We start from the raw sequence: 15,206 nt of genomic DNA, 5'->3' as shown, positions 1-15,206 counted from the left end.
CCGAGACCTTGGTAAAGATCTCGTATAGACAATCGGTCGGATGACAGACACTCGCGTGAGTAAGACTACGCGTCGGCTATCTTGCCGGGCAAACCCGGGTACCCTGCGCCCGCATCACCCGTTCTACTGTGTTGTTCATGTCTGACGAGCGCCATGCCGCTGCCAATTCCATTCTCGGTACCAGCGGCGTCGGCCGAGTCCGTGTCGATTCGAATTCCAGCGACCGCGCCAGCCGTGCGTGGTGGGACGCCGACGCCGACGATTACCACCGAACCCACGGCGAGTTTCTGGGCGTGAACAGCGCGGAAGGTGAATTCGTCTGGTGCCCCGAAGGGCTGCACGAGGGCGATCACCACTTGCTCGGCGACATAGTCGACAAAGACATATTGGAAGTGGGTTGCGGCTCGGCGCCGTGTGCCCGATGGCTCGCCGGACATGGTGCTCGGGCCGTCGGTCTCGACATCTCGATGGGGATGCTCGCCCGCGGGCAGGACGCGATGAATGCCGGCGGACCGGCCGTCCCGTTGATTCAGGCAAGTGCGGAACTCCTGCCGTTTGCCGACGAGAGTTTCGACATCGTTTGTTCTGCGTTCGGCGCCGTCCCGTTCGTTGCCGATTCGCAGCGAGTGATGAACGAAGTCGCCCGGGTTCTGCGTCCCGGCGGATCGTGGGTCTTTGCCGTCAACCATCCGATTCGATGGATCTTCCCCGACGATCCCGGGCCGAAGGGCTTGACCGCGACCCTCCCCTACTTCGACCGCACCCCGTATGTCGAGGTCGATGACAACGGAGTCCCCACCTACGTCGAGCATCACCGCACCATCGGCGACCGGGTTCGTGAGATCGTCGCCGCCGGACTTCAGGTGCGCGACATCATCGAGCCCGAATGGCCGGAGTGGTTGGACCGCGAATGGGGACAGTGGAGTCCCCTGCGCGGCCAACTCTTTCCGGGCACTGCAATTTTCAGCGCCGTCAAACCCTGACGGCTACAGCAGCTTCGACAGGAAAGCCTTGGTCCGGTCGTGCTGAGGATTGGCCAGGAGTTCCCGCGGCTCGCCTGCCTCGACCACAACTCCCCCGTCCATGAACACCAACTGGTCGGCGACCTCGCGGGCGAATCCCATCTCGTGGGTGACGACCACCATCGTCATGCCTTCTTTGGCCAACTGCTTCATCACGGTGAGAACTTCACCGACCAGTTCGGGGTCGAGCGCGGACGTCGGCTCGTCGAACAGCATGAGCTTCGGGTCCATCGCGAGTGCGCGGGCGATGGCAACTCTTTGCTGCTGACCACCCGACAACTGGGCCGGGTAGGCGTTGGCTTTGGCGCTCAACCCGACCTGATCGAGGAGGTCCTTCGCTCGTTCGACAGCCTTCTTCTTACTGACGCGCTTCACCTGCGTCGGCGCTTCGATGATGTTCTCGAGAGCGGTGCGGTGTGGGAACAGATTGAAGTGCTGAAACACCATCCCGATGTCGCGGCGCTGTTTGGCCGCTGCTCGCGGGTGAAGTTCGTACAGTTTTCCGTTCTTCTCCGAGTAGCCCACCAGGTCGCCGTCGACGTACAGTCGGCCGGCGTTGACCTGCTCGAGGTGATTGATGCAGCGCAAGAACGTCGACTTGCCCGACCCGGACGGCCCGACGAGGCACAGAACTTGGCCGGGATCGATTTCGAGTGAGACCCCTTTGAGAACCTCGAGCGCGCCGAAGTTCTTACAGACCCGGTCTGCCTTGACCATCGGTGTCATCTGCGTTCTCCTCCTGGAATATCCGGGAGTGTCTCCACTACCGTTTCTTTGCCCTGTGCGTCGGCGAGTGCCTGAAGCTGGCGAGTGGTGAGCGTCCTCGTCGACCCTTTCGAATAGTGGCGTTCGACGTAGTACTGGCCGACCATGAGAACACTGGTCATTGCGAGGTACCACGTAACCGCGACCATCAAGAGTGGGATCGGCTCGAAATTTGCACCGGATATGTCTCTCGCTCGTCCGTAGAGTTCGGTACTCAACGGCACTGCGGTCACCAGCGAAGTCGTCTTGAGCAAGCTGATCAATTCGTTGCCGGTCGGTGGGATGATCACCCGCATCGCCTGGGGAAGGACCGTTCGCCGCATCGTCTGGCCCCACGTCATTCCCAAAGCCACTGACGCTTCGGTCTGACCTTCGTTGACCGAGGCGATACCTGCACGGACGATTTCGGCCATGTACGCCGCCTCGTTCAATGCGAGTCCGATGACTGCGAAGAGAAACGCCGCCTGGAGATCCTGCATGTCGAAATGCACGAACTGATGGACGAACGGAACGCCGAGATCGATGCTCTTGTATATGGAGGGGAAGAGACCCCAGAAGACGAGCTGGACGTAAACGGGCGTGCCGCGGAAGACCCACAAATACACCCAGGCAGCGGACTTCAGCACCGGGTTCGGCGACAGCCGCATTACCGCGAGGACGATGCCCAGAACGATCGCGGCTGCCATCGACAGAATTGTCAGTTGAATGGTGACCCAGGCGGCCTTCGAAATTCGAGCGTCGAAGAGGTACGGGCGGTAAGTCGCCCAGCCGAACTGTTCATTGGTCGCCGAACCGTAGATAAAGAGCCCTACCAGGACCACCACCACGACTGCTGCGACCCATCGGCCCGGTCTGCGCAGTGGGATCGCCTTGATCGGCGCCGGATCGCCAGTCTCAGTTGTTGTCATGTTCATCAGCTTTCCGCGCCGTTGATCTTGGATACTTCGATGACGCCGGCCTCGACACTCCAGGTCTGCGCGATCTGTTGATAGACGCCGTTGTCGATCAGGTACTGCATTGCCTGCTGCAGGGCGGGACCAAGGGCGGAACCCTTCACGATCGGCCAGCCGTACGGCGCGGAATCAAAGGGCTGACCCGCAGCTTCCATCCGCCCCTTACTCCGTTTGATCGCGTAGCCGGTCACCGGTGAATCCGCAGACAACGCGTCGACTCGACCCAGGATGAGTGCGTTGGCCGCATCGTCCTGACTGTCGTACTTGATCTTCTCGATGGGCGGCTTGCCCGCAGCAACGCATGCCTCGCTCTTGGCGGGTACTTCGTCGATGTCCTCGGTAGTTGTGGTCTGTACCGCCACTCGCAACCCACACGCATTGTTCGGGTCCACGGGATTGTCCGGCCGCTGAGCCCACTGGATACCTGCGCTGTAGTACGTGACGAAGTCGACCGACTTCTCCCGCTCCTTGGAGTCGGTGAACGAAGACATGCCGAGGTCGTAGCTTCCCGACTGGATAGCGGGGATGATCTTGTCGAAGTCGGCCTGGTTATAGACAGCTTCGACCCCGAGCACAGTCGCCACTGCGTTCATGATGTCGACGTCGAAGCCGACGATTTTGCCATTCTCATCTTTGAATTCGTTTGGTGCGTAAGGAATGTTGACCCCGACCTGCAGCTTGCCCGACTCCCTGACGTTCGGGGGCAACAGGGCGGCGATCTCGGGCACCTTCTGGATGTCAAGTGGCGGCCCCTCCGGAACGAGGCCCTCGTTGTTGGTCACACACCCGCCGCACAGTGCGACGATCAAGCCCACCAACAAGACTCGCACCACGTTGGCGCGGATACGCCCGCCACTGCTCGAGCCATAACTCACGCCACGTGGCCTTGGTGCCCGTGCGTTTTCATCGACCACGACTCTGCTCTCCACTCGTCGATCGCCGCACTTGCAACGTCCATCCGAAATTCAGTCGAACGGTAGGTTACGGCAGGAGTTCCACCGTCGCCGACTTCGCAAGATTCCGGCCTGTCGTACAAGAATCAGCGACGCAGAGTGTGTGCGTACACGACTTCGGAAAATTCGCTGGTCGATGCCAAACCGCCGAGGTCCGCGGTCGCGATGCCCGACGCGATGGTCGTGCGAACGGCATCTGAAATCCGGCGTGCTGCCGCAGACAACAACCGATCGCCACGCGCATCACCGAGCCAGTCGAGCATCATTGCACTCGAGAGGAACAGTGCCGTCGGGTTCGCCCGATTCTTCCCGGCGATGTCGGGTGCGGCACCGTGCGCAGCCTGAGCCATGACCTGCGTCTCGGAAGCGTTGATCGACGGCGCGGTTCCGAGTGAACCGGACAGCTCGCCCGCCAGATCCGACAAGATGTCGCCGAACATGTTTTCGGTCACCACGACATCGAAGTCGCCGCCGCGCCGAACCAGGTGCGCCGCCATCGCGTCGACGTGCTCGTCGTCGACGACTACGTGTGGGTACTCCGCAGCGACTGTTCGGCAGGCGTCACGGAACAGGCCGGTGGTCAGTGTGAGGACGTTGGCTTTGTGGACGATCGTGACGTGATTGCGCCTTCGCGACGCCAACGCGAAGGCAGTGCGTGCGATCCGTTCACACGCAGCGCGGGTGAACACACCGACGGCCAGCGCGATGTCGGGCGTCGGCATGAACTCGCCGCTGCCGACTGCCATGTTCCGATCCGCGTACAACCCCTCGGTGTTCTCGCGGACGATCACCAGATCCATGTCGGGGACCATTGCCTTGACACCGGGGAACGCCGCTGCCGGCCGAATGTTCGCGAACAGCTCGAACTTCTTCCGGATGACGCCGCCGGGTGTGAGTTGTCCGCGAAACCTCTCCGGATAGGACGCACTGTCGTGGGGTCCGAGAATCCAACCCTGCAGCTGCCCCAACGAATCGATGGTCTCGTCGGGAATCGGTGTGTCGTGGCTGTCGATGGCCGTGTTCCCGAGCGGAAGCTCGACCCACTCGACGGGCGGAGCATGAACCGCTGACAACGCCGCATCCACGATCTGCCGTGTCGCCGGGACGATTTCGTGGCCGATTCCGTCGCCGTGCATGAGTCCCAGCCGCATGGCCGAAGTACCGATTGCGCTCGCACCTGTCATCAGGCAATCATTGCTCACCATGGTCCAGTCGGTGGAATTGCTCCTCGATCCAGTGAGTGAGTCGGAAGTCCGAGCACAGTGGCAGCTTCTCGCCGACGCCGGTTTACCAAGTCAGGCCTCTCATCACAGCCCGTCCAACCGTCCGCACATCACACTGTTCGTCGCCCGTGAGATCCCCGCGGAGGTCGACGAACTGTTGAAGCGGCGCTTCTCGGCCCCGGACTTCGAGGTCCGACTCGGTGGCTACATCGTGTTCGGCGGCAAGCAGATGGTCTTGGCGCGCTCGGTCATTCCTTCGCGCGCACTCCTTCACCTGCACCGAGAAATAGCCGAGGCAACCGTTGGTTCGACGGCGCTTCCCGCCCACGTCGAGCCCGGCGGGTGGACTCCTCATGTGACGCTCGCCCGACGCGTCGAACCTGCACGTCTGGGTGAAGCCATTGCCCTGGTCGGTAACGACGTGATTCACGGGCGCAGCGGCGCGATCAGGCGCTGGGACGGCGAACAGAAGACGGAGTGGTTACTGACGCCGCCGCTGTGACAGATCGGGTTGCACGTCGGGTCACCAGGATTCCCGCGATCACCGTGAGTGCACCAACCGGCTGATTCCAGCCAACGCTTTCGTTCAAGACTATTGCGCCGAGAGCGACGCCCACCACTGGACTGAGGTAAGTGACGGTGGACGCCGCAGTCGGCCCCCACCCCTGAACGACATTGGTGTTCCAGATGAATGCGAGCCCGGTCCCCAGTGCGCCCAGAGCGATCATCGACAGGACAACTGCCGGCGTCAGGTGCATCGGTGTATTCGCGATGACCGGTGAGGCCAGAACCATCACGAATGCACCGATACTGATCTGCAATAACGCGACCGTGCGGGTGTCGACGCCGAGAGGAAGCACGAAACGTCTGAGGTAGACAAACGAAATCCCGTACGAGGCAGTCGCTCCCAGGCAAGCGACCTGAGAACTGACACTTCCGCCGACGCCGAGATTCCACGGCGCCAATACGATCAGCACCCCACCGAATCCGAGAAGCAACCCCAGCGATTTGTATCGCGTCAGCGTCTCCCCCGGCAGAAAGGCAAGGGAGACAGCCATAGTCATCAGTGGCGTGGTGGCGTTGTAGATGCTCGCGAGTCCCGAGGACATGTTTTGCTCCGCCCAACTGAACAGCAGCCACGGCACGATGCATTGTGTCGCTGCGAGAAAAGCCATGTGTTTCCAGACGCGAAAGTCCCTCGGTAGGCCGATCCGGCTGACCGCTGACACGAGAACCAGCGCGAGCGCACCGAAGACCAAGCGCCACAGAACTACCTGCGTGAAGGACAGACCTTCGAGCCCGATCTTCATGAAGAGGAAACTGGCTCCCCACACCACCGCAGCTGCGGTGTATTGAAAGGCCAGACTTGCCCTCAAAGGGTGAAGTCTCCGTGCGGACTGACGTCGTGACGAGTGTCGGGCGTTCGGCCGGCAAGAGCTAGTACGTTCAGGACCAGTAGGACCAAGACGCTGACGACGATGATTGCCATGTGTCCAGCCTGACGGAATGTCCCACGTGGCAGTAGTGGCAGAAAAGCCAGACTTGGACGATTTTCTGCCACTTTCCTGTTTTTCTGTCACACTCGAAAGATGCTCGCGAAAGTGGTGGTCCCACTGATGCCGATGACCGAGGCGTTCGAACTCGGCGTGGCATGTGAAGTCTTCGGCTTCGACCGATCCGACGACGGCCTCCCCACGTACGACTTCTCTCTGATCGCCGCAGTTCCGGGTCCGATCCGAACGCGGTTCGGGTACAACATCGATGTTCCGTACAACCTCGATTCTCTCGACGACGCCGATCTCATCGTCGTGTCCGCCGGCGGAACCTACGACGCCGGCGACGCGTACATGTGCTCACCGAGTCCCGACTCGAGTGTCGATCCCCTGTTGGTCAAACTCAACGAGGCCGTAGCCCGGGGCGCCAAGGTGGCGAGTCTGTGCACCGGAGCGTTTGTCCTCGGGGCGGCTGGACTACTGGACGGAAGGCGATGCACGACGCATTGGCGGCATGCAGAGAGGCTTGCCCAGACGTATCCGGAAGCCAAGGTCGATCCAGACGTGTTGTACGTGGACGAAGATCCGGTGTTCACCAGCGCAGGCACCGCGGCAGGAATTGACCTGTGCCTGCACATCGTCCGAAAAGAACAGGGTTCTCGCGTTGCCAATGGCATCGCGAGAAGGATGGTGGTGCCGCCCCATCGTGACGGTGGGCAAGCCCAGTACGTTGCCACTCCCCTCGCCTCGACGCCGAGTGCAACCCTTGCCCCGCTCCTCGACTGGATGACGGAGAACCTCGCCCTCGACCTCACTGTGGGCATGGTCGCGGCCCGCGCGAACATGTCCGCGCGCACGTTCGCGCGCCGTTTCCAAGCGGAAACGGGAACAACCCCCGCCCGCTGGCTCAGCGATCAGCGAGTACTGGCCGCCCAACACCTCCTCGAGAATTCCGACCTCTCCGTCGACGTCATCGCAGAACGCGTCGGATTCGGCGGCGGTGCCGTGCTTCGCCAGCACTTCATTCGTCTGCGTTGCACCACGCCGCAGGCCTACCGCCGGACGTTTCGGGCGACCGAGAACGCAAGCTGAAATCGGCTCAGGGAAGAATCAGCGGTTCCGGGGCGTTGCACACACCAACAGCCCGCACAATGGAAAGGACCCCTGTGGCCACCCAGACACTCACCCAGCAGAACTTCGACGAAACGATCAACGGCAGCGACGTCGTCCTCGTGGACTTCTGGGCCTCCTGGTGCGGCCCGTGCCGCCAGTTCGCACCGACGTTCGAAGCCTCTTCGGAGAAGCATGCCGACGTCGTTCACGCCAAGGTCGACACCGAGGCCGAGCAGGGAATCGCAGCGGCCGCCAACATCCGCTCCATCCCCACGATCATGGCCTTCCGCGAAGGCGTACTCGTGTTCAACCAGGCCGGCGCGCTTCCCGCCGCTCAGCTCGAAGAGCTCGTCACTCAGGTCAAGGCACTCGACATGGACGAGGTCCGCAAGCAGATCGCAGAGCAGACCGCATCTGCTGAATAGCGTGAAATGGCTGGGCCGGAATCGAAGTCGATTCCGGCCCAGCCTTTTTCGTTGCTGCCTAGTGAGCCGCGCTGTCCCAGCTTCGACCGGTTCCCACTGAAACATCCAGGGGTACCGACAGCTCGATGGCTGTGGCCATCTTGTCCTTGACCAGCGCGGTGACCTCCTCCAACTCGGAGGCAACCACTTCGAGCACCAATTCGTCGTGCACCTGCAACAGCATGCGCGACTTCAGTCCGGCGTCGGCGAGAGCCTTCTGCACGTTGATCATCGCCACCTTGATGATGTCGGCCGCAGTGCCCTGGATCGGCGCATTGAGGGCAGCACGTTCGGCAACCTCACGACGCTGACGGTTGTCGCTGTTGAGGTCCGGCAGGTAGCGACGACGACCGTAGAGCGTCGAGGTGTAGCCGTCCTTACGTGCCTGCTCGACCACCGCGTGGAGGTAATCCCGCACGCCGCCGAAACGAGCGAAGTACGCATCCATCTGCTGCTTCGCTTCTTCGGTCGAAATCTTCAGCTGCGACGCCAATCCGTAGGCACTGAGCCCGTAGGCCAGACCGTAGGACATCGCCTTGACCCGGCGCCGCAGTTCTGGAGTCACCTCTTCGATCGGTACACCGAATGCGCGCGAGCCGACAAAGCTGTGCAGGTCCTCACCGGTGTTGAATGCCTCGATCAGTCCCTCGTCGCCTGATACGTGCGCCATGATGCGCATTTCGATCTGGCTGTAGTCGGCAGTGAGCAGAACGTCGAACCCTTGCCCGACTACGAATCCGTCGCGAATCTCGCGCCCCGCGTCGTTTCGCACCGGGATGTTCTGCAAGTTCGGATCGGTCGACGACAGACGTCCGGTCGCGGCAACCGTCTGGTTGAACGTCGTGTGAATGCGTCCGTCTTCGGCTACGGCCTTGAGAAGACCGTCGACGGTCACCTTCATACGCGTCGCATCACGGTGCGCGAGAAGGTGTTCGAGGAACGGGTGTCCTGTCTTGTCGAACAGACCCTGCAACGCCTCGGCGTCGGTGGTGTAGCCCGTCTTCGTCTTCTTCGTCTTGGGCATGTCGAGTTCTTCGAACAAGACCACCTGCAGCTGCTTCGGCGAACCCAGGTTGATCTGCTTGTCGATCACCTCGTAGGCCGAGTTTGCTGCGTCGGCGACCTGGGAGGCGAAACGGCTCTGAAGATCGTGCAGATGCGCGCTGTCGACGGCGATGCCGGTGGCCTCGATCTGAGCGAGCTCGATCGTCAACGGCAGTTCCATGTCGGAGAGGAGCGACTTGGATTCGATCGACTCCAACTCGGTGTCCAGTGCAGCTGCCAAGTCGAGAACGGCCTGAGCGCTGAGCATCGCGGTCTCGGCCGCTTCGGCATCGAGCTGCTCGGTGTCGTCGAGCAGTGAAAGCTGTTCCTGGCCGGATGTTTCGGCGCGCAGTTCACGCTTGAGGTAGCGGAGCGAGAGGTCGTCGAGATTGAAGCTGCGCTGGCCCGGCCGGACGAGGTACGCGGCCAGAGCAGTATCGCTGGTCAGTCCACCGAGCGTCCAACCACGCCCACGCAGAGCATGGATCGCCCACTTGGCTTCGTGCAGCGCCTTCGGCTGCGATGCGTCGGCGAGCCAATCACCGAGAGCTGCTTCGTCTTCCGGTGTTGCCGTCGACGCCGCGATGTATGCACATTCACCGTCGGAGGCCGCGATCGCGAGTGCAGTGACGTCGCCGGCGAACGGAGTTCTGGTTCCGAGCACGGTCACGCCGTGACGCTCACCGGTTCGTGCGTGGGCGTCGAGCCACGAGGCAACCGCACCCGGGGCGAGTGCGTCGCCGCTGACCTCGAACCCTTCCTCTGCTTCGGGCTCGGACGACGACAGGGTCGCGAACAGTCGATCGCGGAGAACCTTGAACTCGAGATCGTCGAACAACGCATGAATCTTCTCGCGGTCCCACGGGGCCAACACCAACTGCTCGGGCGTGTACGGCAAGGGAACGTCGCGAACCATTTCGGTGAGCTGACGATTGAGCAGGACGTTCGCGAGGTTCTCCCGCAGTGAGTCGCCCACCTTGCCGCGGACCTTGTCCACGTTGTCTACCAGTCCCTGCAGGTCGCCGTACTCACGGATCCACTTGGTGGCGGTCTTCTCGCCGACGCCGGGGATGCCGGGGAGGTTGTCACTCGGGTCGCCGCGCAGTGCAGCAAAATCGGGATACTGCGCCGGGCTGAGGCTGTACTTCTCCTCTACGGCCGTCGGCGTGAATCGGGTGAGCTCCGAGACACCCTTCTTCGGGTAGAGCACAGTGACGTTGTCGGTCACCAGTTGCAGCGAGTCACGGTCACCGGTCACGACGAGAACCCGGTATCCGAGTGCCTCCGCCTGCGTGGTCAAGGTGGCGATCACGTCGTCGGCTTCGAAACCTTCCTCGGCCATGACCGGGATGCCCAGCGCGCCGAGAACGTCCTTGGTGATGTCGATCTGGCCCTTGAATTCGTCCGGAGCCTTCGCGCGCTGCGCCTTGTATTCGGGGAACAGGTCGGCGCGAAACGTCTGACGCGACACGTCGAAGGCCGCGGCCAGGTGGGTGGGCTGCTCGTCACGAAGAAGGTTGATCAACATCGACGTGAAGCCGTACACCGCGTTCGTGGCCTGCCCACTGTGTGTCTTGAAGTTCTCTGCAGGCAGCGCATAGAAGGCGCGAAATGCCAACGAATGCCCGTCGAGAAGCATCAGAAGAGGGCGATCGTCCGCCTTGCCGGTGGTGCCGGCTGAAGCGGTGGACGTGCTGGACCGAGTTGTGGTTGCGGGGCTCACGGTTCATCAGTCTAGGGATCGCGACCGACATCGACGCCTTCGCCGTTGTTTACGCAGGAACAGACACAAGAATCGGACAATTGATGCAGCCTTCGGCCTTCGATACGGAACCGAAACATCCCGGAAATCTCAGAACCCCATCTGAAGCGAACGGAGCCGTTAGAGTCCGGAAATCGCAGCAACGAAACAATCCCTGTGCTGCGCGGCACCTTTGTCCAGACGCGCTATTCCCGACCCGCTCGGAGGACGTACGTGGCCCCACCCGTAGTGAAACGGCAGACCCTCGCGACACTCAGCCGACTACTGGCCTTTGCATTACTGACGTTCTTCGCATTACTCAGCCTGGCCGGAATTGCTTCGGCTCAGGAACCGACCACTTCCCCTACACCGCCGAGCCCGACGGCATCCGCAACACCGACAGCACCGGTTCCCGACAACGCTGTCCCCGTCAGCGGCAATCTCAACAACGGCGGCACACGCCTCGAGGGCGTCACCGTCCGTGCACTCGATTCTTCCGGCACGGAAGTCGCCACCGGAGAATCGGCATCGAACGGCCGTTGGGAACTGGCCGTGGCACCGGGCACCTACACCTTCGAGATCGTTGCCGACACACTTCCCGACGGGGTCAGTGTGCAAGCCGCTGTCGAACGCGAGGTGGTGGCCGGCCGCGCGAACACCGTGATCTTCTCGTTCGGCGAGGTACGTACCGCCTCGAATGTCAGCTTCGGCGAGAAGCTGATCCGCACGACGGTCGACGGTCTGCGGTTCGGCCTCGTGATCGCGATCGCCGGTGTGGGTTTGAGCCTGATCTACGGCACCACTGGCCTGACCAACTTCGCTCACGGCGAGATGGTGACGTTGGGAGCCGTTGCTGCCTGGGTGATCAACACGTCCTTCGGCGTTCCGCTGATTCCCGCCACGATCCTCGCGATCTTCGTCGGCATCGGCATCGGCCTGCTGACCAACGGAATCGTCTGGAAACCACTGCGTAAGCGCAAGACCGGGTTGATCGCGCAATTGGTGGTCTCGATCGGTCTCGCGATTTCATTGCGCTACTTGATCCTGATCTTCTTCTCCGACCGCGCCGAACCGTTCGACGACTACCAGGGCCAGGTCGAGAAGAACTGGGGCCCGATCGCACTGACCGACGCCAACGCGATAGTCATGATCGTCAGTCTGGTCGTCCTGGTCGGCGTCGCACTGCTTCTGCAGAAGACTCGCATCGGAAAGGCCATGCGTGCCGTCTCCGACAATCGTGACCTCGCCGCCTCGTCCGGTATCAACGTCGAGCGCGTGATCATGTTCGTCTGGGGTCTCGGCGGCGGATTGGCCGCCCTCGGCGGTGTGCTGTTCGGTATCTCCGAGCTCGGCGGACGCGTCCAGTGGGAAATGGGCTTCAAACTGTTGCTGCTCATGTTCGCCGGAATCACCCTCGGTGGTCTGGGAACCGCGTACGGGGCGCTACTCGGCTGCGTCATCGTGGGACTTCTGGTCCAACTCTCGACGCTCATCATCAACCCAGACCTCAAATACATCGGCGGACTTCTCGTCTTGATCGTGATCCTCGTGGTTCGCCCCCAGGGCATCCTCGGATCCAGACAAAGGATCGGGTGACGAACATGGACATCATGGGAGCTTTCCAGGTTTCCTTCGCCCAGCTGATCGGGCCGTCGGCAATCTTCTACGCACTGTTGGCAATCGGGTTGAACCTGCACTTCGGCTACGCCGGACTGCTCAATTTCGGTCAGATCGGTTTTGCCCTTCTCGGCGGCTACGGCGTCGGCATCATGACCGTGACCTACGACCAGCCGCTCTGGCTCGGCATCCTCGTCGGACTCACCGCAGCCGGCCTTCTCGCGCTCGTGCTCGGTATTCCGACGCTGCGTCTGCGCGCCGACTATCTCGCCATCGTCACCATCGCGGCCTCGGAGATCTTGCGTCTGATCTTCCGCTCGACCGCGTCGGATTCGGTGACCGGTTCCACCAACGGCCTCTTCGGTTTCGCAGATCCGTTCACCGCACTGAGCCCGTTCGACTCGGCCAAGCAATACTCGTTTCTCGGCGTGAAGTTCTACGGAGACGACCTCTGGTCGATGGTCGTGGGGTGGACCCTGGTCTTGATCTTGTGCGGATTTGTCTACCTGTTGACGCACAGCCCGTGGGGGCGCGTCCTCAAGGCGGTTCGCGAAGACGAGGACGCAGCGCGATCGTTGGGCAAGAACGTGTTCGTGTACAAGATGCAGGCGCTGGTTCTCGGCGGCGTGATCGGTGGTCTGGCCGGGGTGTTCAACGCTTTGCAGACCAAGTCCATCAACCCGGACTTCTACTCGACCGCGCAGACGTTCTTCGCGTTCGGCGCACTGATTCTGGGCGGGGCGGCAACGGTATTCGGCCCGGTGGTCGGCGCAATGTTGTTCTGGTTCCTCCTCGCCATCCCTGATGCCTTGCTGCGTCAGGCGATCTCCGGCGAGAATCCGCTGCTCTCGCTGACCGAACAACAGGTCGGGGCCACCAGGTATGTCCTGCTCGGATTGATGATTGCTCTCCTGATGGTCTTCAGACCGCAGGGAATACTGGGTAACAAGCGGGAGGTGCAACTCAATGCTTGACGCCGATACCAGAGCAAAGATCTTTGCCGACGTTCCTCACCTTCCCGGATCGGCGAAACCCGACCCGGTGTTGGTCGCTGACAACGTCTCGCGGACGTTCGGCGGTCTCAAGGCCGTCGACGTCGATCACCTCGAGATTCAACGAGGGTGCATCACGGGTCTGATCGGTCCAAACGGTGCCGGAAAAACGACGCTCTTCAACCTCCTTACCGGATTCGACCGGCCGGACACCGGTACGTGGTCGATGGACGGTCAATCGCTGGGCCGCATGTATCCCCACCAGGTAGCCAGGAAAGGAGTGGTACGGACGTTCCAGTTGACCAAGGCGCTCTCCAAACTCACCGTGCTGGACAACGTACGTCTCGGTGCCACCGGCCAACGTGGTGAACGCATTTTTGCATCTCTCGTCCCGTGGATCTGGAAAGGCCAGGAACGCGAGATCACCGAACGCGCCAACGAACTCCTCGCACGATTCAAACTCGACACCAAGGCCGACGACCTCGCCGGTTCACTCTCCGGTGGGCAGCGCAAACTGCTCGAAATGGCTCGCGCACTCATGACCTCGCCCTCGGTGGTGATGCTGGACGAACCGATGGCGGGGGTCAATCCTGCTCTGACGCAAAGCCTGCTCGGACACATCAAGTCATTGCGCGACGACGGAATGACCGTCGTGTTCGTCGAGCACGACATGGACGTGATCCGAGACATCAGCGATTGGGTGGTGGTCATGGCGCAGGGCAGCGTCATCGCCGAATCCACCCCGGACGAACTCTCGTCCAATACAGCCGTCGTCGACGCATATCTGGGCAGCCACCATGACCAGGCCCTCGAGTTCGACGACAACGGAAATCCGGTGGGCGAGACGGCCGTTCTGGCCGCCGCCCTGGCTGAAGCCGAGGTCGAAACCCTCGAGACGGGCGGGGACCTGTCGGAACCCGACATCGACAACCTTCCGGCCGATCTCGCCGCGACGCTGGAATCGAGTCCCGAGGAACCGCGCGGAAGGCACGAGAAGCCATGAGCGAGAACCACGCACGTTCACTCACGCCTGCAGAGTTCGCCGCGACGGCCGAGGAGCATCAGCGACTGTCGGCAGGTGCCCTGCTCCGCGCCGACAGCCTCGTCGCGGGCTACATTCCCGGCGTCAACATCCTGCGTGAATGCAACTTCTTCCTGAAGGAAGGGGAAATCGTCGGGATCATCGGACCGAACGGCGCAGGCAAATCGACACTCCTGAAATCACTGTTCGGACTGATACCGGTACGCGAAGGGTCGGTCACCCTACGCGAGGACAACATCACGTCTGCGCCCGCTCACGTCCTCGTTCAGAAGGGAGTCGGGTACGTCCCTCAGACACAGAACGTCTTTCAGACTCTGACCATCGAAGAAAACCTCGAAATGGGCATCTATCTGCGGCCCAAGGCATTCGCGGAACGATTCGCCTTCGTGAGTGAACTGTTCCCTCTTCTGAGTGAACGACGAAAGGTGAAGGCCGGCGCACTCTCCGGCGGCGAACGCCAGATGGTCGCGATGGGCCGGGCCCTGATGATGGATCCGTCGGTGCTGCTGCTCGACGAACCGTCCGCGGGCCTGTCCCCCATGTTCCAGGACGAGGTGTTCATCCGCTGCAAGAAGATCAATGCTGCCGGTGTCTCGGTCATCATGGTCGAGCAGAACGCGCGCCGCTGCCTTCAGATCTGCGACCGCGGTTACGTACTCGATCAGGGTAAGAACGCGTACACCGACACCGGCGCCAATCTGATGAACGACCCCAAAGTGATCGAGCTGTACTTGGGAACGCTTGCCGGAAGCAAAGAGAAGTAGGACAGACACGAGAATGGGCC

The 15,206-nt window shown here is 61.7% G+C and carries 14 protein-coding genes; 8 read left to right on the top strand and 6 right to left on the bottom strand.

All coding sequences use genetic code 11. From position 1 onward, the window contains the following. Nucleotides 1-137 precede the first annotated feature (137 nt). Nucleotides 138-983, top strand: a complete 846-nt coding sequence (locus GN300_RS29375; RefSeq protein ID WP_063316268.1) for a class I SAM-dependent methyltransferase — start codon at nt 138-140, stop codon at nt 981-983. 3 nt (nt 984-986) lie between these two features. Here the strand turns inward: GN300_RS29375 and GN300_RS29370 are convergent, their stop codons facing one another. From GN300_RS29370 to GN300_RS29355, 4 genes are all read right to left on the bottom strand, one after another. After that, nucleotides 987-1,748: an amino acid ABC transporter ATP-binding protein gene (locus tag GN300_RS29370; protein WP_003944053.1), complete on the bottom strand. Its 762-nt coding sequence runs from the start codon at nt 1,746-1,748 to the stop codon at nt 987-989. Beyond that, nucleotides 1,745-2,701 (bottom strand): amino acid ABC transporter permease, encoded by a 957-nt coding sequence (locus tag GN300_RS29365; protein ID WP_063316075.1) that lies wholly within the window; start codon nt 2,699-2,701, stop codon nt 1,745-1,747. Before GN300_RS29365 ends, GN300_RS29370 begins: the two co-directional genes overlap by 4 nt. Further along, nucleotides 2,701-3,615 (bottom strand): ABC transporter substrate-binding protein, encoded by a 915-nt coding sequence (locus GN300_RS29360; protein WP_371683520.1) that lies wholly within the window; start codon nt 3,613-3,615, stop codon nt 2,701-2,703. Before GN300_RS29360 ends, GN300_RS29365 begins: the two co-directional genes overlap by 1 nt. A gap of 164 nt (nt 3,616-3,779) precedes the next feature. Continuing rightward, nucleotides 3,780-4,877, bottom strand: coding sequence for an isocitrate/isopropylmalate dehydrogenase family protein (locus GN300_RS29355; RefSeq protein ID WP_063316269.1), 1,098 nt, complete (start codon nt 4,875-4,877; stop codon nt 3,780-3,782). On the opposite strand from GN300_RS29355, the gene GN300_RS29350 reads away from it, so the two are divergent. After that, the gene (locus GN300_RS29350; RefSeq protein ID WP_080712755.1) at nt 4,843-5,418 is read left to right on the top strand and encodes a 2'-5' RNA ligase family protein; all 576 of its coding nucleotides are present in this window, start codon (nt 4,843-4,845) and stop codon (nt 5,416-5,418) included. The genes GN300_RS29355 and GN300_RS29350 overlap by 35 nt on opposite strands. On the opposite strand, the gene GN300_RS29345 is transcribed toward GN300_RS29350, so the two are convergent. Then, a complete protein-coding gene (locus GN300_RS29345) occupies nt 5,363-6,292 on the bottom strand; it encodes a DMT family transporter (RefSeq protein ID WP_030536745.1) in 930 nt (309 codons plus the stop codon). The two genes, GN300_RS29350 and GN300_RS29345, sit on opposite strands and share 56 nt — an antisense overlap. Before the next feature lie 213 nt (nt 6,293-6,505). Between GN300_RS29345 and GN300_RS29340 the strand changes: the two genes are divergently transcribed. Together GN300_RS29340 and trxA are read left to right on the top strand one after the other, a co-directional pair. After that, entirely contained in the window at nt 6,506-7,501 is a 996-nt protein-coding gene (locus tag GN300_RS29340) for a helix-turn-helix domain-containing protein (RefSeq protein WP_003944097.1), read from the top strand. A gap of 74 nt (nt 7,502-7,575) precedes the next feature. Next, complete coding sequence (gene trxA, locus GN300_RS29335; RefSeq protein ID WP_003944106.1) at nt 7,576-7,947, top strand: thioredoxin; 372 nt, start codon at nt 7,576-7,578, stop codon at nt 7,945-7,947. A 58-nt stretch (nt 7,948-8,005) separates the two neighbouring features. Here trxA and polA read toward each other — a convergent pair whose 3' ends face one another. Further along, entirely contained in the window at nt 8,006-10,753 is a 2,748-nt protein-coding gene (gene polA / locus GN300_RS29330; protein WP_063316076.1) for a DNA polymerase I, read from the bottom strand. 303 nt (nt 10,754-11,056) lie between these two features. Between polA and GN300_RS29325 the strand changes: the two genes are divergently transcribed. From GN300_RS29325 to GN300_RS29310, 4 genes are read left to right on the top strand one after another with little or no spacing between them, the layout of a single operon-like run. Then, on the top strand, nt 11,057-12,367 hold the full coding sequence (locus GN300_RS29325; RefSeq protein ID WP_233405727.1) for a branched-chain amino acid ABC transporter permease: 1,311 nt from the start codon (nt 11,057-11,059) through the stop codon (nt 12,365-12,367). 5 nt (nt 12,368-12,372) lie between these two features. Next, nucleotides 12,373-13,362, top strand: a complete 990-nt coding sequence (locus tag GN300_RS29320) for a branched-chain amino acid ABC transporter permease (protein ID WP_003944088.1) — start codon at nt 12,373-12,375, stop codon at nt 13,360-13,362. Further along, entirely contained in the window at nt 13,355-14,383 is a 1,029-nt protein-coding gene (locus GN300_RS29315) for an ABC transporter ATP-binding protein (RefSeq protein WP_063316078.1), read from the top strand. The genes GN300_RS29320 and GN300_RS29315 overlap by 8 nt, the downstream gene beginning before the upstream one ends. Beyond that, complete coding sequence (locus GN300_RS29310) at nt 14,380-15,186, top strand: ABC transporter ATP-binding protein (RefSeq protein WP_007728720.1); 807 nt, start codon at nt 14,380-14,382, stop codon at nt 15,184-15,186. Before GN300_RS29315 ends, GN300_RS29310 begins: the two co-directional genes overlap by 4 nt. Nucleotides 15,187-15,206 lie beyond the last annotated feature (20 nt).

This window comes from Rhodococcus sp. Ni2 (genome assembly GCF_021352185.1).
In the GTDB taxonomy this organism is placed as follows: Bacteria; Actinomycetota; Actinomycetes; order Mycobacteriales; family Mycobacteriaceae; genus Rhodococcus_F; species Rhodococcus_F qingshengii.
This window is presented reverse-complemented; position numbering and strand designations above follow the sequence as displayed.